Below are 20432 nucleotides of genomic sequence, written 5' to 3' on the forward strand. Positions count from 1 at the left end.
GCGCGCGTCCTGCTCCGCAGGAACGACGCGCCGACGCTACGCGTCGGTTCAGCCCCCGCTCCGCGGGTGCTGGGCTCGGTCCCTCCGGGACCGGATCCGCTCCGCGGATCGAGTTGGGTTGTCGGTGCGGTGTCCCGATCGCTCCGCGATCGTGCCTCCTCCCCGACTCGCCTTCGCTTTTCAAGTCCAACATGACTGGGGTGCAGGTTAATTCGGCTAGCAGCAGGGGGCGGCGGGCGTTGGCCTACCCGACTGGGTGCTTGGTGACGGCTCGTCAGTTACGACTAGAACGTCGAGCCGTGCCAATCCTGTGTGCCGCTGCTTCCTTGTCTCCAAAACTTTGGAGTATTCGAGTTCTGCCACTCCCCCGCTCACGCTCACTGGAGAATGGGACCCGGGAGCGGGCGAACGCGTCTGCTGTCGCACTGAGCTCAGCGGCCAAACCTCAGCCGCTTGATGGTCCGATGGTCCCAGGAGCACGGACCAGATCGATGCCGTGCTCGGCAAGGGTAGCGGACACCAACTCTTCTTGCTCTGAGGGGAGTTGATCATTGTTCAGCTTGGTGCGGACCTTGGCGAGCCAGGGACCGATCATGACACGGTCGCCGTCCACCTCGATCCACTCTCGGGCGCCGGGGGTGCGTCCCCACCGCGCCACGAAGAGCCCGAGGATCTCGGTGGTTTGCGCGAACGTGCGCCGCCGCGATGTGCTCGGCCTGCCCGCGGCGTGTTTCTGTTCCAGGAGGGCGCGGTCGGGGGTGATTCCCATGCAGGCGAGCAGGTCGCGCTGGCCGGGGTCGAGGTCGGGCCAGCTGGTGAGCTGGCGGTGTAGCCAGCTGCCCGCCTTCACTCCGTGGATGACCGTGTCGCGGCGCAGCGTGCTGGGGTGGTTGCCGGCTTCCAGGTGGCGGCGCAGCAGATGGTACTTGCGATGCCAGTCGGGGCCGTAGGGGAGTTTCCAGTCTGGGTCGAGGGCTGTGAGCTGGTTGTCGCGGTCGGGGGTGAGGCGGTCCTTTCGGGCTAGGGCGCGCTGGTCGGCAAGGAACTGGCCGCCGGGTAGTTGGGTGGGGATGGCAAGGTGGCCGTGTTCGGCGTGGAAGGCCTCGACGGTGGCCAGGTGGCCTTGCCAGGTGGCCTCGTGGTCGTCCCAGATCATGCCGAGATCCTCGAGCTCGGCGATCCATGCCGGATCGAGGGCGCCTGCCTGGTAGGCGGTGCGTTGGCCGGTGATGAATTGCCCCAGCCGGTAGCCGTAAGCGTCCTCGTAGTCGGCGCTCACGCGCAGGTGGCTGTGTTCGCTTTGGTAGCGGATGGCGGCGGCTAGGCCAGCGCGGCGGGGAGCAGACAGGACGGCGCCGCTGGAGGGCCACACCAGCAGGTCGAGGGCGCGGGCGATCGCGGTGGGGTCGAGGGTGTGGTCGAAGCGGAAGCGGCGGGTGATGTAGGTGTGGGAGTCGCGGGCGGGATGCTGGTTCTTGGCCCGGGGGGTGCGGGCGGCGATGGTCTGGTCGTGGTGGCGCAGGGCGGCGGTGACCAGCCAGAGGGCTTCGTAGGGGGTGCCGAGGAGGTCGGTGGGGTCGGTGCCGGGCGGGATGTAGGCGGGGATGACGAGGCTGGCTGTCTTCGTCTTGAGGGTGGGTGGTTTGCGCAGGGCGCGGCCGAGCGCTTGGACGATGCGGCGGACGCTGGCGGTGCGGTCGGCGAAGACGACGGCGTCGACGGCCGGCAGGTCGACGCCTTCGCCTAGGACCTTGGCGTTGGCCAGCACGCCTCGCTCGGCGTTGCTGAAGCGGGCGATGGTGTCGGCGCGCCGGTGGGGGCTGTGGGTGCCGTCGATGGACTGCACGACGACGTCGTCCGCCCAGTCGGGGCGCAGTTCGTCGGGGAGGGTGCGCAGGGTGTGGGCGAACTGGCGGGCGAAGTCGGCGGCGTCGGCGATCTGCTGGAAGTAGACGAACACGTGCCGCAGGTCCTGCTCGCGCATGGCTTTGAGGATGGCCAAGTGCAGGGCGGTGGTGCGGCGCGCGGTGGGCCCGGCTTCAGGATCGGTGAGCGCGTTGTGCAGTTCAGTGTCGGTGACGGTGGGGACGACGAGCTGGTAGTCGGCGAGGACACCGTCATCGATGGCGTCGGCGTGGGAGTAGGTGTGCAGGCGGGGGCCGAAGATCTGCGGCTGGTCCATGGTCGCCAGCAGGGCTGGGTCGTCCCAGGCGGGTGCGGTGGCGGTGGTGCGCTTGGGTTGCGCTCTGGTGGTGGGCGGCTCGGTCAGGCGGGGGGCGTCCCACACATAGGGGGTGGCGGTGAGGTAGAGGCGGCGCTCGGCAGGGATGCGCTCGTTGTCGTGCAGCGCAGTCCAGTTCTTCTCCCAGGTGCCGGCCGTGGCGTGGGCTTCGTCCACGACCAGCAGGCCGAAGAGGGGGGCGGGGAAGATCGCGGAGTGCTGGGCCTCTTCGATCTTGGACAGCGAGTCGTAGGTGAAGAAGACCGTCGCTTTGGGGTGGCGGCCGAGCCAGTAGGCCAGGTACTCCCCCGCGTTGGCCGAGTCGACCTCGGCCTCGGCGAGCAACGGGTGGGAGGCGGCGCGTAGCGAGGAGACGGTGATCATCGGCTCGCGGCGGCCGTCTGCGCGGGCGGCCGCTGCCCACTGTGCGACCAGGTCCAGGCTGGGCACCGCCACTGCCAGGTGCCGCACGCCGAGTTCCTCGGCTACGCGCAGTGCGAAGAGGGTCTTGCCGGTGCCGCAGGCCGAGACGGCGTGCCCGCGGGTGCGCGGGCGGCGCAGGTGGCGAACCGTGTTGGCGAGGCCCTCCTGCTGGTCTGTGCGCAGGACCAGACGCCCGGGGTGTTCTGTTGCGGTGGGACTGGCGGTCATCGCGCGTTTCCTCGGCATGCAGGAGGGTCTGACTCGCGTTCATTCTCGCGTACAGCAGGGGTGCGGCGCAGTGTCTCTGCTCTGGCGGGGGCGCGCTGCGAGCCCATGCGCGCCCCATGATCAGTGTTGTCGGATGCGGATAGGGGGCGACGGCTCGGGGCTCGGGCTTTCTCCGCTTGGTTTCAGGCAGCCCGGCGGAAGGCTGTCTTGCGTGGCGTGGGCAGGCGCAGAAGGTCTTGCAGGGGCGTGCCGTGTTCGGCCCACCGGCGCAGGCGGTCCCGGTCGATCCAGTGCACTTGGTGGCGTTCGCCCCATGTTTTGGCGTCCCGGGTGAAGGAGCCGTTGGTGACCACGACTGCGATATCAGCTCCGTGCGCGGGGCCTGCGGTGCCTTTGACCTGGTACATCACTGAGGAGCCGACCTTGCCGGCGACGGTCGTGTGCTTGGCCTGCAGGACGATTCTGCCGCGTTGGCGGTCTTCGCCGATGACGTCTGCGGCCTGGTCTCCTTGTCGGCCGACCTGCCGTGCGTTCCAGCCGTCCCGGAGGAGCAGGTCACGTAGGGCGAACTCAAAGGCCCGGTCGTCCATGGCGTCGAGTTGCGCGACCGTGATCCGGAGCCGGGCCAGCGTCTGGGCCCGCACCTTCCGGGCCTGCAGTTCACGGATGAACCGCCAGGCTGCGTAGCCGAGGGCGAGAGCCGCGAGGACGGCGAGCCATGGCCAGATGCGGACGGCTGCCTGCCATGTGGCTGTGGCGATCTTGGCCAGCAGCCAGAGTGCGGCGCAGGCGACGGCCGCGGCGGCGGCCTGTTCCCTGCCGCCGCGGGGTGGGCGTAGCCGGGGCGAGCGGCGGGGCATCAGTGGCCCACGCTCGCTGACACTGATGGTGTAGGGGTTTGCGGTGTTGTCGGGGAGGCCTCTCCGAAGCCGATGAGCTGGCTCCATAGCCACACCACCGCGATCAGCCCTGCGATCGACCAGCCGCTCAGTTTCTTCGCGCTGGGGCGGGGTTTGCGTCGGTAATGACTTCGCACCTTGTAGTAGCCCTCGGGCGGCTTCGCCACTGCTTCCTCCTCCGTGTCGTCAGGCCGCCAACTGCGGTCTGATCTCTGGGAATTGGTGTAGCAGCGGGCACTGACAAATCCGCCGGTTTGATCAGCGGAGGCCTTGGCAGTGCCTCGAAAACGCGCCGTGATGCGGTCACGGGTCCGGCGGTGTTCGAACATGCGGGACAGTGGTTCTCGGATCTGCGGAAACTCCTGTCATGCGGACTGGACTGGCGTGTTCTGGTACGGCTGCGGTGGCCGATGCAGGTGCTCATGCACCGCAGTGCTCTGTTTCCGTCACTTCGATCACATGCAGAAATGGCATGAAGCAGTACGTGTTCGATGCGCTTCTTCTGGGAGGCAGGTCGGGTGCCTTCAGGGATGGGCGGCTTTCGACGCGGGAGCGCTGTGGGGCTGCCTTTCTCGGCGGGGCCGAGAGGGGTACAGGCAGCCCCGGCGGTTGTGGCTACGCCTTGGGCCGACGGCAGGTTGAAGATCAGTGAGTGTGCGCGGCCTGGGGCTTGCGTTTCGTCGGCGAGGGCGGGTCCGGCGTCCGTCGTGGGGTCATTCGGCCGCTTCGGTCAGGTGGGTGAGGGTGGAGCCGTCGATGTTCTTGGAGATGTGCAGGCGTTGGGTGATGCGGCGGCGGAGTTCGGGGACGTGGCTGATGAGTCCGACGGTGCGGTCGTGGGCGCGTAGGGAGTCCAGGACGTCGATGACTTGGTGGAGGGTGTCTTCGTCGAGGGTGCCGAAGCCTTCGTCGATGAAGAGGGTGTCCAGTGCCTGGCCGCCGGCTTCGGCGGTGACGATGTCGGCCAGGCCCAGGGCGAGGGCCAGGGAGACGTAGAAGGATTCGCCGCCGGAGAGGGTGTCCGTGTGGCGTTTGTGTCCGCTCCAGGCGTCGAGGACCTTGAGGTCCAGGCCCGATTTGGCGCCTCGGGCAGCTCTGTCGTCGGAGTGGACGAGGGTGAAGCGGTGGTGGGACATGCGTGACAGGCGGGTGTTGGCGGCGTCGACGACGTCTTCGAGACGGGCTGCCAGGACGTAGGACTCCAGTTGCATGCGGAGCTGGTTGCTGGGGGAGCTGCCGCTGATGAGGCCGTGGAGGTGATCGACGGTGCGGTAGGCGTCCTCGAGGGGTTTCAGGCGCTGGATCTGGGTGTCCAGCTGAGCGGTGAGGGCGGCCAGGGTGGTTGTCCGGTCGGCGGCCTGGGTGGCGAGGGCTGCCGTGCGGGTGTGGGTTGTGGTGGCGGTGTTCAGTTCGGTGACGGCGTGCTTGAGGTCGGCGGGTGGCTGGGTGATGGCTGCCTGCAGTTCGGGTTCGGCGAGCCGGGCGGTCAGTACGAGGCGCTGTTCACGCCAGTGGGTGATCTCTTTGTCGATCGCGGTGAGTTCGTCGTCGGGCAGGCGGGCGGCCGAGGCTTCGGCCGGGGAGGTGAAGCCTGCCGCGTGGGCTGCCTGCTCGGCGAGAGCGGCGGCGCTGTGGCGGTCTGTGGCGGTTGTTGTCACGGTGGCGGCGCACGCGGCGGCGGCCTCGAGGCGGCTGGCGTGCTGGGCGAGGGCGGTGATGCGGTCGGCGAGTGTGGCGTGCCCGTTGAGGGCGGTGGCGAGGCGGTGGGTGAGCTCTTCGCGCTGCGTGTGCAGGCTGTCGTAGGTTGCGTCGGCGGCACCCAGGCGTGCGGTGGCGGTGTTGCGGGTGTGCTCGGTTTCGGCCTGTTCCTTTTCCAGAAGGGCGAGTTGTTCGCTGGCCGGTCCGGCGTCGGATGCCTGGGAGAGGGCGTCGGCGAGGTGTTGTTCGAGGGCGGTGCGGTGGGCGGTGAAGTCGGCGAGGGGGGTGTCGCCGCCGGCTTCACCGCGTGCCGTGGCGGCCTGTTCGTTCAGGTGGGCCAGGGCCTCTTTGGCCTTGTTCTCACTCTGCTGGGCGCGGGTGTGGGCTGCTTCGGCGGCCTGTTCGTCGGCGGCGGTGGGCTGGCCTGGCTGGGCAGTGGCGGGTGCGGGGTGGGTGGGGGAACCGCATACGGGGCAGTCTTCGCCGTCGACGAGCCGGTCGGCGAGTTCGGCGACGATGCCGTCCGTGCGGCGGCGTCGGATGTCGATGTACGTTTTCGCGGCTTGCTCGGAGTCCTTCTCGGCCTGGCTGAGGACTTTGTGGGCGACGCTGATCTGCTGGTCGAGGGCGTCACGGCGCCTGGCGGCTTCCAGCTGCTTTTCAACGAGGTTGAGGGTGGGGGTGAGTTCGCGGCTGGTTTCCTGCGCGCTGCGGGCGGCTTCCAGACGTGCGGCAAGGTCGGCGCGGCGTTGTGGAAGGGCGTTGAGCCATTGCTGGGCGTCGGTGAGGGTTTCGGTGAGCTGCTGGCGCTCGCGGTCGAGTGCGGCCAGTTCTGCCGTGTGGCGCTGGAGGGTGGCCTCGTCGGGCAGCAGCGCCTGGACAGCGCCGGTGTCGGCGTGCAGCTGCTGCGCGGCGTGAGTGAGGCCAGCGGCGTCGAGGGATGTGTGTTCGGGCGGCAGCAGGGCGCGGGCGCGGCTGTCCTCGTCCAGGGCACGGGTGTGCTCGCGGTCGGCGGTGTGCGCGGTCTCCAGGACGGATTGCAGTTGCTGGGCTTTCACAGCGCGGTCGCGGCGTTCGGCAAGGAGGTCGTGGCGGGTGGCCTCCTCGTGGAGCAGGTCGAGCTCGTGTGCGGTGGTGCGGTGGGCCTGCTGGAGACGGTGGAGGTCGCGGACGGCCTGTTCTGTCAGGCGGGCTTGCGCCAGCTGCTGCTCGGCGGTCTCGGTGGCGGCGTCGTCGGCGTACTGGCGGGTGAGGGCTTGGTGGTGCAGGGCGCTGGCCCACGCGCGGGCGGGTGCGGTGAGGGTGGCGGGGTCGTCGGCCCGGGGGGCGTTCTGGGCGGGTTCGAGGTCGACGCCGGCTGCCTGCTTGATGCGTTCGGCCAGGCGCAGGACGTCGGCGCGGGCCTCGTCGCGCGTCTTCGCGGTGAGGGTTTTGCGGTTGGCGAGGAATTCTTCGATGAGGCCGAAGCGGCGGGTGCCGAAGAGGGTGCCAAGCAGGATGCGGCGTTCAGATGCGTCGGCACGCAGGAACTTGGTGAACTCGTTCTGCGGGAGCAGGACGACCTGGCAGAACTGCTGCCGGGTCAAGCGCAGGAGGGACTTGATCTCTTCTCCGGCTTCCCTGTGGGACTTGATGACGCCTTCCCACCGGCCGTGTCCGTGTTCGTCGAGGACCCACTGGTGCAGGCAGGTTTCGGCCTTCTGGTCGACGAGTTCTGCGCTGTTGCGCAGGTGGGGTCGCTTCTGGGCGGGGATCCTGCGGATCTGCAGGCGCTTGCCGGCCAGGGTTAATTCCAGGGTCACTTCGGTCAGCAGGTCCGCGGGAGCGTGATCGCTGCGCAGCCGCATGTTGCGTTCGTGAGGCGGCAGGCCATACAGGGCGAAGCAGATGGCGGCGAACAGGGTGCTCTTGCCGGCGCCGGTGTCGCCGTGCAGGAGGAACAGGCCGTCGGCGGACAGGGCGTCGAAGTCGACGGTGTGCCGGCGGGCGAAGGGGCCGAAGGCCTGCAGGCGCAGGGAGTGCAGACGCATGTCAGACTGTTTCCTTCTCCTGGGCGCGCACGCGCATGTCGTCGACGGCCTCTTGCAGGAGGCCTGCCTCTGCGGTGGTGGGTGGGGTGCCGCGCACGGCGGTGATGAAGTCGTGGGCGATGTCGAGGTCGCCGCGGCCGCGTACCCGTTCGCGGTAGGTGGGGCTGTCGGTGGCCTGTGCCGGGATGCCAGCGGGTACGTGCCGCATGTCCAGCGTCTTGGAGAAGCGCTGTCTGAGTCGTGCCATCGCCTCATACGGCAGGGCGGTGTCGGTGAGGGTGACCTGCAGCCAGGCTTCGCTGAGAGCTTCGTGCGCGGGGTCGGTCAGCAGATCCTCGATGCGGCCGGTCAACCGGGCCAGCGGCAGATGGAGGTCGGCCGGGATGTTGTGGCGGGTGATCGTGGGGGCTCCGGCGGCCGGCAGGTCGGCCAGGGTGATCGATTTGGTGTGGTTGGCCTCGGAGAAGGAGTAGGCCAGTGGGGAGCCGCTGTAGTGGATGCGGTCGTTGACGCTCTGCGGGCGGTGCAGATGGCCCAGGGCGGTGTAGTCGATGCCGTCGAAGAGGTCGGCGCCGGCGTGGGCGACTCCGCCGACGCTGATGTCGCGTTCGCTTTTGCTGGTGGTGGCACCGGTAATGAAGGCGTGGGCGAGGACGACGGAGCGGGCGCCCGGACGGGTGGCGAGGTCAGTCCGAATGCGGTCCAGTGCCGAGGTGAGAACGGCCTGGTGGGAGGCTGTCTCTGCGTCCAACTGGGTGCGTACCAGGGCGGGCTCGAGGTAGGGCACTCCGTAGACGGCGACGGGACCGTGCTCGTCGTCGAGGAGGACGGGGCGGGCAGCGTCGGCGGGGTCGGTGCGCAGGTGAACGCCGGATTTGGCGTACAGGCCGGAGCCAGTACCGAGACGGTGGGCCGAATCGTGGTGCCCGCTGATCATGACGGTGGGGATACCAAGGTCGGCAAGCTGGTGCAGAGCCCGGTCGAACAGACGTACCGCGTCCAGACTCGGAATGGCACGGTCGTAGATGTCGCCCGCGATCAGCAGGGCGTCCACCTTCTGGGTGCGGGCGGTGGCGCAGATGTGGTCCAGGACCTTGCGCTGGTGGTCGATCAGATCTTCCCCGTGGAACCGGCAGCCGAGATGCCAGTCCGAGGTATGCAGGAACCTCATGGGCACAGACCGTAACCAGAGTGGTGGGAGCTACGGGCGGTTTTCCCGATAAACGGTCTTGTTTCGGGGGCTTGGGGCACGTGAGGGAAAGGTTTCTTCGTATGCGCCGCCGGGTGGCGGAGCCGGACGCGGCTCGCAGGGTGATTGTCAGTGGCAGGAGGCAAGATAAGCAGTGGGGGAAGGAGGATGTGATGTCGCTATCGCGTTCTGCCAGGACCGAGCACACTGTGGCGCCCGGGGGCTGCCGGTGGTGCGGAATCGAAGCCCGCGCGCACGCGCGGCAATGGACTGCGGAGGCCGGATGGCACGCCTGGACGGCGCCGACCACTGAGCAGCGCAAGGAGCGCATGCTGCAGCGGCGAACGCAGCAGCAGGTCAGCAGGCGAGGGCCTGCACCTCGGTGAAGATGTCCCGTAGCTGCTGGGGGACCTCTTCGGGGGTGGTGAGCATGGACACCAGTGCGTAGAGCATGTCGGCCTTGCCGTTGGGGCTGCTCTCTGCGGCCTGCTGTTTGATCATGTAGAGGATGCGCTCGCTGAACTTGCCGCCCCGGTGCTCGCTGAAGTCGTCGGCGCTCCAGGGCTGGCCCTGGGGGCGGGGCCAGTGGGCGTTGGCGGCGGCTGCCCACTGGAGGTCGCTGAAGAGCTCTTCCAGTTCGTTGTAGCCCTCGCTCTCGCCGACGTACGAGACCTGCTTGGTGAGGTCGAGACCGGCTTTGATGAGTTTCTCGGTTTTGAAGTGCTTATTTGCGCGGCTGTCGGCGTCGACCATCAGCATGACGGTGCGATGGTGCTTGACGAGGTAGCCCGCGAGGTGGAGTGCTCCTTCGTTGTTGTCGCAGGCCCACAGGGCGATGCCGGCCGCCTGCAGGGGCAGTCCCTGCGAGAGGCGGAAGAGCAGGGGCACGCACTGCTGCTCGGTGGGGCCTTCGACTGCCAGGAAGCAGCGTTCGTGCAGCAGGACGGAGTTGCGCAGTCCCACCGCGGCGGCGATCTGTCCGAGGTGGAAGTCGATGCCGTCGTGGGTGTCGTCGTCGAGGCGCTCGACGAGGGTGCGGCCGTTGTCGCTGAGCTTGAGGTGGACGACGTCGGCGATGTCGACGCCGTCGATGAGGTTCATCGAGTGGGTGGCGACGATGACGCTGACGTGGGGCAGGGCGCACTGTTTGCGGATGATGTCCATGACGGTGCGCTGGTGGCGGTAGTCGAGGTGGGTGTCGGGCTCGTCGTAGACGACGATGGTCTGGGTGGGCTGCGGCTCGTCCTGCTCCCCCGTCGCGGCGAGTTCACTGCTTTCGAGGAGGCTGCTGGTCCACTCCCACACGGCGAGGGCGATGCGCCGGGTGCTGCCCTGGCCCGAGCGGGTCAGATCCACAGGCTCGCCGTCGGCCTTGGAGACCTCCAGCGGCGCTCTCTTGAAGCCGCCCTTGAAGGAGACCTCGGGCTTGACCTCCACGCCGACGAACTCACGGCAGTGCTGGCGGATGTGCCGGCACAGGGAGTCCGCTTCCTTCTCCAGCCGCTGCGTGATCTCCTTCTCGATCTCCCGGACCTGTCCCTGGAGGGTCTCGTCCTCCAGGTGGGTCTCGTAGCAGCTGCTCAGCGCGGTGCGCACCGCGTCGTCCGGGCTTTCGTCCTTGCCGCCGAACGCCAGCAGCCGCGGCAGCCGTGCCTCGAGGTCTTTCGGCAGCGGCTGCCACTGCTCGGTCTGCGGGACGGTCGCGGCGTGTGCGGTGAGCGCGGCCAGCAGGTCTTCCTTCAGCGTGCCCGACGGGGCAAGTCCGAACTCGGCGACCAGTTCGGTCAGGTCCTTCTTCATCAGCCGGCCCAGGCCCTGCAGACGGCTGTCGGCGGGCTGCGATCCGAAGAACTCCCAGCACGCCGCCTCACCGGCCCGTGAGCGGCGCCGGATGCGCAGCTCGGCCGGTAAGGGGGCGGCTGCGGCCTGCTCGGCCGTGTCCAGGCGGAAGACGCCCTCCACCCATGTCTCCGCGCAGCGCTGTCCCTTGACGCCCTCGTCCTGCTGATAGGTGCGGTCCTCGTCCGTCAGACGGTGCTCGCCCAGCAAGAAGGCCAGCGCGGCCAGGACCGCGCTCTTGCCGCCGTCGTTGCGGCCAGCCAGGATCGTCGGGCTGCTGACCGGGATGTCCTGCACATGAGTCAGCGAGCGGAACCCGCACGCGGAGAAGCGGATGAGGTGCACGGTCGAGCTGCTCCGTATCTCCCCGCTCCGCCGGGCGACGGGCAGGGGCGTGGCGTGCGGGCGTTACGCGTGCGGATGAGGCACCTGAGCACTCATCGCAGGCAGTCATCCTAGAGGGACACAAAGCAACAGCTCCCCCTTTTGCGCCAGTTAGCGTCTCCCTGCTGTGAGGCTCACGGTCGGGCGATCACTGTGCGTACAGGCCGGGCGCATGCCACACGGTGGTCATCTCACAGGGCCAGTCATCAGGACCACGCCGTACGGCTGGACGGGCGTGACCTATGGTGGCCGAGGGAGAGGGGGCCGGGTGGGGAACGACAACGCCTACTGGGACTGGCGCGATGAGCAACTGAAGGCCGGCGAGCGCGCCAAGGGCGGAGAACCGTGTCAAGTCTGCGGGGAGCCGGTCCCGGCCAGGGCGCACTGGAAGCACCGCGACCGGCACGTGTGCTCGCCCCGCTGCAATCTGACTCTCAATCGGCGCTTCAACCGCCGCATCGAGCGCGGGGAAATCACCCGGCCGCCCGTGTTCTCGCCCGATCCTCAAGGCGCCCGGCCTGCGCGGGCGTTTCGCACTCTGCCTGCTGGCTCGCTCTTTCCGTATGAGATCCAGGGCTACTCGCCCAAGCCGGGCGACGTGGTGGAACGGCACGGTTCCGTCATCGCCGTCCACCGCGCCGTCGATCTGCCGGATTACGCCATCCCCTGGCAGGTGAGACCGCACAGCGGCAGCAGCTGGCAACTGGAGCAGGTGGCGCTGTCCGTCCACACGCAGACCGGCGCGGCGTTCTACTACCTGACTGACCATACGTGGACTCCGACGTCTTTGATCCTGGGAGCCTTCCTGGGCCTGAAGCCACTGGATGACACCTTCGGGCCCTTCGAGGCAGAGGGCGGGACGTGGCGGTGGTACACGGAAATCATCCGTGATGTGGACGAGACGGACCAGGAGTACACCTGGACAGCCTTCGTATGCGGCAAGGAGTCCGTGCCTCGGCTGTGGACACCCGCCTACGCAGCCCGGTCCGAGCGCCTGCAGCGCGTGTCACGTGCGGCCGGCAGCTACGCCGCCCGGATGCGCGAGCTGGGCCTGGAGGCCACCGTCGAGCGTCTGGATCCTCTCGCGGTGTACGAACGCGACGGCTGGATCTGCCAGATATGCAAGACGGCCGTCGAGCGTGAACGGGCCTGGCCCGACATGTGGTGCGCAACCCTTGATCACCGCATCCCGCTCACCGCAGGGGGCGAGCACACGCTGCTCAACGTCCAGCTCGCCCACTGGATCTGCAATCTCCACAAAGGCGACTACTTTCCAGTGGACTTGTAGTCCGTCCGTCTGCCGGACGGCAGTCGGCCAGGCACGGCCAAGGAGGCCGACCAGTTCGCCTGGCGGCGACCGAAGCGGATCGCCTACCAACGTCGTTCGCAGAGGTCCGAACTGTACGACAATTCAGTGCCGGGCCTCTCGTGCAGCCCATCGAGTTGCGGACGGCGCGGGGGTCGTACCGACGCTCAGTCCGCGCACCTGCCACCCCCGGTCCCCGAAGCAGCCACGCCGACCACACCCCACCACCTTCTTCACTGTGTGCAGGGCTGAGCGGCCGCTGAGGGGATGTCACGGCCCCAGACACGCCCGCGTATCCATGGTGACCTGTGCCGACGCGGCGGCGCCAGGCGGGAGAAAACAGATGGCGCGGTGAGGATCGCCCAGGGAACGCGAAAGAGCCCGGATCGTGTAGATCCGGGCTCCCTCGGCAGTAGCGGGGACAGGATTTGAACCTGCGACCTCTGGGTTATGAGCCCAGCGAGCTACCGAGCTGCTCCACCCCGCGTCGGTATCCCCCACCGTACGCCATCCCAGCAGGCGCCGAAGACCACGTTTCGGCGCCGGCTCTATGCGGCGAAGCCGACGTTGGTGACGTACTCGTACTGGCCCCACTGCGAGCCGAGGTCGACGATCGTGTCCTGCCACGCGGCGTCGAGGCCCTGATGGTCACCGGCCGCCCAGGAGCCGACGATGCGGTCCCAGCGGCGCACGTTCATCGTCCGGTACTCCACCACGCGCTGCAGCTGCTGCGGCACCTGGGACTGGTTGAGCGGGTGGATCTCCACCCGGGTGCCGCGTCCGTCGCGGTTGAGGCGTCTGAGGAGATGGCGGGCGACGTTGTGCCGGCGCACCGTCCGGTACGCCTGGTCGATGTGTTCCAGGCTGGTCTTGGAGGGGCGGCGTTTGCCCTCCAGCCAGGCCTTCAGCGTCCGGTGGGTCACGGTGAGTCCGGCGTCCTGCGCGGCCTTCAGGGTCTGGGTCGACTTCGTCAGGTAGTGCAGGCGCGCCATCCAGCCGCGCTTGGCGGTCACGGGAGTGGCGATGCCGCCCGCGAGTTCATCGAGTTTGCGAGCGACGGCGTCGCTGCCCTTGATGCCCCGGGCGCCGAACCGTCCGAAGTCGATGTTCTTCTCCGGCACTACTCCCCCTCGCCTTCGTGCTCAGCGGCGTCGGTTCCGGCGGTGTACGTGTCCTTGACCTTGACCTCGGTAACAGCTCGGCCTTCGGCGAAGACACGGCGCCAGTCACCGATGACGTGGAGTTCGTCGGTGCCCATCGCCCGGACGACGGCCAGGCCCTCGTCATGGGCCTTGAGCGCCTTGAGCCACAGATTGGCGAAGGCCTGGCTGCGAATGAGGTGCATCCAGTCCGGCCGGTAGAGCTCCCGGTTGTAGTTCGACTCCCCCATCGTGGAGACGAACTTCGCGTACATCGCCTTCACGTACTCCAGCGTCACCGTGTCGCCCTGCTCGATCGCCGTGTCGCGGGCGTCCTTCAGGGCGATACGGAACTTCTCCAGCAGGTTCTCCGTGGCCCCGGAGGTGTACGACTCGTGGATCTCAGGAGGCTCGCACAGCTGGTGCTTGGGGCCGGACAGGCGCAGCAGGAGGCGGAGCGTCGGCTCGGTGACCCACAGGGGGCCGGGCTCGTCCCGCTGACCGATCGGGTTGGGCAGCACCGCCTCGTGCTCCCACTCGGGCGGGGTGATCAGGTGGACTCCGGAGCGGCGGCGGTCGTGGGCGAGGCCGGTGGAGTGCTCGAGCTGGCCCAGGGGCAGGTGCGTCTTGAGGGCGGAGAGGTAGGCGCCGTTGATGTCGAGCGCGGTCACCTGGTGCCGGCCGGGCGGGAGTTCGTGCCGGGTCCACTTGGGGCGGGCTTCCCAGATCTGGTCCGCGCCGCGCGCGGTCTGCTTCTTGAGGATGTCGGGGATCCAGGGGTGCGCGATCACGTCGTAGCGGGCGCCCTTACGGGTTTCGTCCAGCAGTCGCATCGCGTCCGGGATGGCCCGCTTCACCAGCGCCGCCGTGGCTGCGTCGACGTCGCCCCGGTGCTCGGCAAGCGCGCCCTGCACGGCCTCGCGGATCAGGTCGACCGGGCCGGACGGCTCCTGGAACGCGTGGCGGGCCGGGCCCTTGGAACGCTCCGTCGCACGCGCCGGACCTGTCGTGCGCGGCGGCGCCTTCGGGGTTGGGGCGGTGGGCTGTGCGGCTGGCGGGGCAGCCGGGGCCCCGGTGGTGGTGGGCCGGCAGTCGGCCGGGGTCAGGTGCTGAGCAAACCCCGCCACGCGTTGTCCGGCGGGACGGCCGCACAGCACACAGGGCTCGGGGGCGACGAGCAGCTCCACGTCGTCCCCGTCCTCGCCCTGGCCGGGGTCGGGCGAGGACAAGGGGGTGAGGGTGGCGGCCGTGCCTGACGTGACGGGCCGCTCCGCAGCCGGCGCCGCCTCGGTCTCGGTCTCGGTCTCGGTCTCGGTGGCGAGCTTGGCGTTCAGTCCGTCCAGCAGATAGGCGTATTTGGTGCGGATCTCGCCGGCCGGGTCCCGGCCGCTTTCCCACCCGCTGAGGGTTGAGGGGCTCACGCCGAGCGCGCGTGCCACCTGTGCCTTGGACAGCCGAGCCCGCTCCCGCAGCTCGCGGCGCACATGGCAGGGCGGAAGTCCGACCTGGGGGCCGACGGCGTCAAGCAGCGAGTCGATCGCATCGAAGTCGCTCACCGGCCCGCCCCCCTCGCTTCGGCCCGCACGGTACGGCGCCTGTCGGCGGACAGCGCCTCGCACGCCCTGGTCGGACCCGCCAGGAGATCCAGCGCGCCGATGCCGTAGTGCTCGGCCAGGACGTCGACGTCGCGCAGGCTCCAGGAGACGGCGCCCGACTGCCGGCGCGACACCTGTGTCTGCGTCAGTCCCAGCACCCCCGCGACCGACCGCTGCGACTCACCCGTTACCTGCATCAACGCGGCCACCGTCAACCGCAGCGACTCCTCCAAGCGCAGTCCCATGCCACCACCCTACCTGAAACCATGCAACTTCCGCATCAAATTCAGCCTTTCACTATCAGTAATGCTGAAAAGCTTTCAACATTCTGAGGGAGCTGACAGTTCTCGGGCACCCGGTGTGCCAGCGATCCATGCCGCCGGGATCACGCGGAAGCCGTCGGGCCGCGCGCCGGGCCTCCCGATTCGCCTGGCGCGCCCGTTCCACCGCACGATCGGACAGGCACCGCGGGCACACGAGTTCCACGAACACGGCGACGCAGGGCCCGGCGCAGCCGGAGCCCGGGCGGTGGCGGCCACCCACAGCAGTGGCGGCGCACCGTACGCACTCCAGTACCCAAGAGCGCGGCGACCAGAAAGGTGCTGCCGGCGTAGCGGGCCAGGAGGAACACCATCCGCGCCTGACGGGCCGGCCGGCAACCGGGCCGCGAACTCGATGCACTCCCCAGACCGACGGAGGGCATCGTGCCGTTCGCACCACGGCGTCCTCTCGTCGACCCGGGCAACACACGGCGAGCTGATGACCATAGCTCACGACCTCGCGCGTGAATACCGTGAGGTCGTGCCGGGGCAGCGGCCGGTGTTGTGATCACGCCTGCGCGGCGAACAGTGCAAGTGTTGAGTTGGGCTGCTCACTGGCCGGACTGCAGTCCGACGACGACCCGGAACGGTGCCAGGGAGGTTGCCCCGGCGGGAGCGGTGGCGGGCCAGGACCCACCAGTTCCCGAGGTGGGCGATGCCGTGCTCGACACGGATACGTGCTGAGGAGCGGGCGAAGCAGACGGCCTCGTGGTGGACCATGAGCCATTGCAGGCGCTCGAGGTATTCACCGCGGCCTTTGCGGGGTGGCGAGACGACCCGGCCGTAGGCCTGAGCTGCCAGGCCCTGACAACCGGCGTCGACAAGGACCTGACGGTCGACGCCGCCGGCGAGAAGGCCGACCAAACCGGCATCCCGGGCTCGGGTGACGTCGACAACCGATCCCGCCCATAACTCGCCGCAGAACAGAAGCAGAACAGAAGCAGAACAGAAGTCGTCCGCGTTCGACAGCGAGCACGAAACCTTCCATCGCAATGACCCCGCCCTTCGCCGGAGACGAAACGGCCGCGCCCACCACGGCATACCGACGGCCGGCGGACCCGGACTCCGGTGGCACCCATCAGGACGATCCGACCGGTAGCGCCGAGACGACCGACGACGCCAGCACGCATCCACACCCGCAACCCACCCCCGACACAGCAGCCCCGACCGCCGAACAAAAGCCTGACCTCGCCGACCACGCGGGAAACCATCGACCGAACAACACCGAACCAGCAAGCAAAGACACCATAAGCGACACCCTGCCCAACATGAACCAAGCCGCCCGGCAGCCGCTCGACGAAGACCACCTCGCACCCACACCCACAACCCGACGACACGAACGAACAACCAACTCGACCACCCTTCAAAACCCCCACACCAACCCCAACCCGACCACCAAACCAGCAAATACAGACACCCAAAACCCCACGACACAACACTCCGACACCATCAACCCACCTACCTCAACCCCCACCACACACCAACCACACAGATCAACCAACATCACCACCAACCACACACAAGGCCGCAAGACCCTGTCCTGTGTGGTGACGGCTCGTTGGATGGTTCATGGGGCGGGGTACGTGGAGTTGGATCGTTCCGGACTGCTTGTGGGAGATCGCGAAGCCGCTGATCCCGCCGTCGAAGGTTCTGTCGCAGGGCGGCGGCACGCAAGACACGCCAGACGAGACGCTGTTCGCCGCGATCGTCTACGTGCTGGTCAGCGGCTGCGCCTGGCGGGCTCTGCCGCCGTGCTTCGGCATCTCCAAATCCACCGCCCATCGCCGGTTCATGATCTGGTCCAGGGCCGGCGTCCGGGGACGGTTGCACGAGGCGGTCCTCGACCGGATCGACCAGTGCGGCCTGCTGGACCTGTCCCGCACGGTCCTCGACTCTGCGCACGTGCGGGCCAAAAACGGGGCGAACTCACAGGGCCGAGCCCCGTGGACCGGGGCAAGGCGGGTTCCAAGATGCACGTCCTGTCGGACGGACACGGACTGCCCCTCATCGTCGGCGTCTCCGCCGCCAACACGCACGACAGCCCCGGACTGAAGCCCATGGTGGCCGGTCCCCTATCGAGACACGACCCCCACCGCGGCCGGCACTACAAGCCCCGCAAACTCCACGCCGACAAGGCACACGACACACCTGAACTGCGAAAATGGTTACCCGGCAAACGCATCGCAGTCCGGATCACCCGCAAAGGCATCGAATCCAGCGAACGACTCGACCGCCGTCGCTGGGTCATCGAACGCACCATGTCCTGGCCCACCGGCCACCGCAGACTCAACCACCGCTACGAACGCCACCCCCGCAACTACCTGGCCTTCCTCGGAATCGCCGCCGCCCTCTGCTGCTACAAACGCCTCATCCGCCTCACCACATAGGACACGGTCTAAAGCTGCGCCGCCCCGGTCGGTGCCGGGTACGGGTCGCGGAAGGTGAACGCCTGCGGCCCGGGGCCGTGTTCGCGCAGCATCGCGACCCGCTCCATCGCCTCAGCGACGGTCGGACGGTGGCCGGCCGGGATCCACCACATGGCCTGGTGTGCCTCCGCCATCCGGCGAAACCACTCCCGGCGGCGGCTCAGCACGCGCAGGTGACCGCTGTGGTACGTGAAGTTCCGCAAGGCCTCGACCGACTCCCAGACCGAGCAGTTGAACAGCAGCAGGTCGTCGTTCCCATCGGGACGGATGCCGGTCGCGTCCACGCCACCGCCGTCGACCATGCGCCAGACGAAACCTGGGCTCCGGTCGGCAAGCGCGTTGATTTCCGGCTGCTGGGCGACGAAGTCGGCCAACTCGGGGCTGTCCAGCGGGGCGACGATGCGGCCGATGTTGACCTGCGCCAGGTGAGACTCAGTCATGGAGCACAGCATGGCCCGACCCAGCTCTATGGTCAATGCTTTTTGTTTTTAGAAAGTGCCACGCAGCAGCCGCCGGGGCACGGATCCATCGTCGGTGACCACTGCTCGGGCGCCAGGCCCTCGACGAGCGCCAGGTTCATCCCGCAGATCAGTGCGGGGAACTCCGCCGCCAGCGCGCGGAAGGGGCAGTTACGCAGCCGCAGCGTCCCCTCGTCCCAGAAGGGCTGGTAGCCACGCGCCCGCAGCGCCGCCACCACATCATCGGCACGCGCATCCGGCTGTGCCGCGCCCGCCGCCCTCGCCGCGGCCTGCAGTTCCCGGTCCAACCCGGCGTTATCCAGCACCTCCGCCAGCAGCCGACCGGCGGCGTCGTACGACCGCGGCGGTACGGAGACGGCGTGCTCACCCTCGGCACGCCGGTACAGCTTCGCCGGCCGCCCCGCCCCGGGGCCGGTGCGTCCGGACAGCCGCCGGAAGGACACAGCCAGCAGTCCGGCCTCGACCAGCTTGTCCAGATGGAAGGCGGCCAGCGACCGGGAGACCCTGGCCGCTTCCGCGGCCGCGTCGCGACCCACCTCTTTTGGGGCGGCGGCGACGTATCGGTAGAGCCGACGGCGCACGGGGTCGCTCAGCACACCCAGCACGTCGAACGCGGAGTCTTCGTCAGTCATACGCCGACTCTATGACCAATGAAGGCTGAGAAACACGGCCGGCCGCACACGGCGCCCACTGCAGACGGCGTCGGCTACCCCCGTGAGCAGAGACTGCCCACGACGCGGACCGACCCACCGCCGCCCCGAGATAATCTCCTGCGGGCCCTCGGCACCCATCACTGATCGGCCTTCCACATCCGGAAGGGCTCGCTCCCGTGCCGAGAAGTTGGGAGCAAGCGTGTCCGCTCCTGCCTGGCCGCTGCTGAAGGCCAGGCAGGAGCGGACCAGCCCCCACGCGAGGACCACACGGGACGGTAGTCCAGACCACCGACACTCCCCCCGGGGTGCGCCGACCGCGCTCATGAGCCTCGGACCCCCGCGAAGAACGCCGTGACCGGTGGCCAGGCACAACCTGGTCATCTGCCTGGAGGTCAGGGCCACTGCCGCGGCCAGGAGATGGCTGGTACAGCCCCGACCTGCGTCGGGCACGAAGGGCTTCCACCGAAGAGCCATGAGTCTTCCGTGCATGCCCGGCTCGAATGATCGTGCGACACGCCACAGCGGCGCGCCGTCAGCGACGCCCCAACCCCGCCGGAAACCGGGCCTCCCCCTCTCCCCCGGCCCGGGCATCCTTGTGTCGCCGGCGGGTCGACAGGCGTGCCGTCAGTTCATGTCCGGTCGGGGCCCCGCCAGGCTCGCTGTGTGTTGGATGAACGGCTGCCGCACGTCCCTCCGTGCGGGAGCCTGGCATGGTGGCAGCGTCGCAGGCCGCGAACAGGGCGAACAGGTCCTCGGATTCGTCGGCGTTGCCGCGCACGGACCGAGACCGAGTCCCTGGCCGACGCCCCGCAGGTGCCGATCGGCCAGCGGTTCTTCTCGATCGTCACCGACCAGATCGGCACACCGACCGAACTGGTCGACGAGCACGGCATCGTCGCTTGGGGGGTCCGGGCCACCCTGTGGGGCGCCACGACCTGGAACCGGGACGCGACCGCCTACACACCGCTGCGCTTTCCCGGCCAGTACTACGCCCCCGAGGCGGAACTGCACCACAACCACTTCCGCCACTACGACCCGCAGACAGCCGCCACCTCAGCCTCGACCCTCGGACTGGACGCCGCACCCGACCCCGCCACGTGGACAACCCTCACAGCTGACAGACCCCCTGGGCCGCGCACCCTGCGACGAGAGCGACGTCAGCTGGGGCGGCCGGGTTCGCTACGGCCGGCCCGTACCGGACGGGCCCGCGACCACCATGCGCGCGACGATCGAGTCGGACATGACAAGTGGAAAGACCAACCCACAGGCGACAGTGCCGGGCTACGAGACGTACAAGGACCCCGACAAGACCCACCTGCTCGACGCCCAGATCGGCGGCTCCAACAGGGCCCGCGCAACTTCGTCACCAGCCACCGATTCGCGAACTCGCCGGTCATGCGGAAGATCGAAGACCAGATCAGAGGAGCACTTACGAAGAGCGGCGAAACCATCGAATACACCGTCAAGCCCGTCAAGGACAAGCCGAAGTGCCGGACTCCACGAAGCCGGGGTAACTCAGCACGGCAAAGGAGGGAACACACCCTTCTAGCCGATTATCCCATTTTCTCCTTTTCGCATGGTTCTATATGTCTCCTTCTGTTCG

The 20432-nt window shown here is 68.5% G+C and carries 13 protein-coding genes, 1 tRNA gene and 1 pseudogene; 4 read left to right on the plus strand and 11 right to left on the minus strand.

The annotated features are described in order from the left end of the window. Window positions 1–445: 445 nt before the first annotated feature. From AB0J10_RS31015 to AB0J10_RS31035, 5 genes are all read right to left on the minus strand, one after another. A complete protein-coding gene (locus AB0J10_RS31015) occupies window positions 446–2872 on the minus strand; it encodes a Helicase associated domain protein (RefSeq protein ID WP_363066316.1) in 2427 nt (808 codons plus the stop codon). 182 nt (window positions 2873–3054) lie between these two features. Continuing rightward, window positions 3055–3732, minus strand: a complete 678-nt coding sequence (locus AB0J10_RS31020) for a restriction endonuclease (protein ID WP_363066318.1) — start codon at window positions 3730–3732, stop codon at window positions 3055–3057. 752 nt (window positions 3733–4484) lie between these two features. Further along, a complete protein-coding gene (locus AB0J10_RS31025; RefSeq protein WP_363066320.1) occupies window positions 4485–7499 on the minus strand; it encodes an SMC family ATPase in 3015 nt (1004 codons plus the stop codon). A 1-nt stretch (window position 7500) separates the two neighbouring features. Next, window positions 7501–8670: an exonuclease SbcCD subunit D gene (locus tag AB0J10_RS31030; RefSeq protein WP_363066322.1), complete on the minus strand. Its 1170-nt coding sequence runs from the start codon at window positions 8668–8670 to the stop codon at window positions 7501–7503. Window positions 8671–9045: 375 nt separating this feature from the next. Continuing rightward, the gene (locus tag AB0J10_RS31035) at window positions 9046–10872 is read right to left on the minus strand and encodes a hypothetical protein (protein ID WP_363066324.1); all 1827 of its coding nucleotides are present in this window, start codon (window positions 10870–10872) and stop codon (window positions 9046–9048) included. A 307-nt stretch (window positions 10873–11179) separates the two neighbouring features. Between AB0J10_RS31035 and AB0J10_RS31040 the strand changes: the two genes are divergently transcribed. Continuing rightward, complete coding sequence (locus AB0J10_RS31040; RefSeq protein ID WP_363066326.1) at window positions 11180–12199, plus strand: HNH endonuclease signature motif containing protein; 1020 nt, start codon at window positions 11180–11182, stop codon at window positions 12197–12199. 431 nt (window positions 12200–12630) lie between these two features. Here the strand turns inward: AB0J10_RS31040 and AB0J10_RS31045 are convergent. The 4 genes from AB0J10_RS31045 to AB0J10_RS31060 form a co-directional block, all read right to left on the minus strand. Beyond that, window positions 12631–12704, minus strand: a tRNA-Met gene (locus AB0J10_RS31045). Between the two features lie 61 nt (window positions 12705–12765). Further along, entirely contained in the window at window positions 12766–13338 is a 573-nt protein-coding gene (locus AB0J10_RS31050; RefSeq protein ID WP_363066328.1) for a transcriptional regulator, read from the minus strand. Continuing rightward, window positions 13338–14912: a helix-turn-helix transcriptional regulator gene (locus AB0J10_RS31055; RefSeq protein WP_363066330.1), complete on the minus strand. Its 1575-nt coding sequence runs from the start codon at window positions 14910–14912 to the stop codon at window positions 13338–13340. Before AB0J10_RS31055 ends, AB0J10_RS31050 begins: the two co-directional genes overlap by 1 nt. After that, complete coding sequence (locus AB0J10_RS31060) at window positions 14909–15196, minus strand: helix-turn-helix domain-containing protein (RefSeq protein ID WP_363066332.1); 288 nt, start codon at window positions 15194–15196, stop codon at window positions 14909–14911. Before AB0J10_RS31060 ends, AB0J10_RS31055 begins: the two co-directional genes overlap by 4 nt. A 783-nt stretch (window positions 15197–15979) precedes the next feature. On the opposite strand from AB0J10_RS31060, the gene AB0J10_RS31065 reads away from it, so the two are divergent. Then, the gene (locus AB0J10_RS31065) at window positions 15980–16183 is read left to right on the plus strand and encodes a hypothetical protein (RefSeq protein ID WP_363066334.1); all 204 of its coding nucleotides are present in this window, start codon (window positions 15980–15982) and stop codon (window positions 16181–16183) included. Window positions 16184–16840: 657 nt separating this feature from the next. After that, window positions 16841–17658 (plus strand): IS5 family transposase gene (locus AB0J10_RS31070; protein WP_363066336.1). Its coding sequence is split into 2 segments (ribosomal slippage): window positions 16841–17189 and window positions 17189–17658, totalling 819 coding nucleotides; the frame shifts between segments, so codons are not numbered across the junction. 8 nt (window positions 17659–17666) lie between these two features. Here the strand turns inward: AB0J10_RS31070 and AB0J10_RS31075 are convergent. Then, window positions 17667–18137 (minus strand): DUF3291 domain-containing protein, encoded by a 471-nt coding sequence (locus tag AB0J10_RS31075; protein WP_363066338.1) that lies wholly within the window; start codon window positions 18135–18137, stop codon window positions 17667–17669. 32 nt (window positions 18138–18169) lie between these two features. Then, window positions 18170–18808, minus strand: coding sequence for a helix-turn-helix domain-containing protein (locus AB0J10_RS31080; RefSeq protein WP_363066340.1), 639 nt, complete (start codon window positions 18806–18808; stop codon window positions 18170–18172). A 798-nt stretch (window positions 18809–19606) separates the two neighbouring features. Here AB0J10_RS31080 and AB0J10_RS31085 point away from each other — a divergent pair. Next, a pseudogene (locus AB0J10_RS31085) lies at window positions 19607–20378 on the plus strand (DNA/RNA non-specific endonuclease); the annotation flags it as partial. Window positions 20379–20432 lie beyond the last annotated feature (54 nt).

Origin of the sequence: Streptomyces sp. NPDC049887, assembly GCF_040656535.1 — a bacterium.
In the GTDB taxonomy this organism is placed as follows: Bacteria; Actinomycetota; Actinomycetes; order Streptomycetales; family Streptomycetaceae; genus Streptomyces.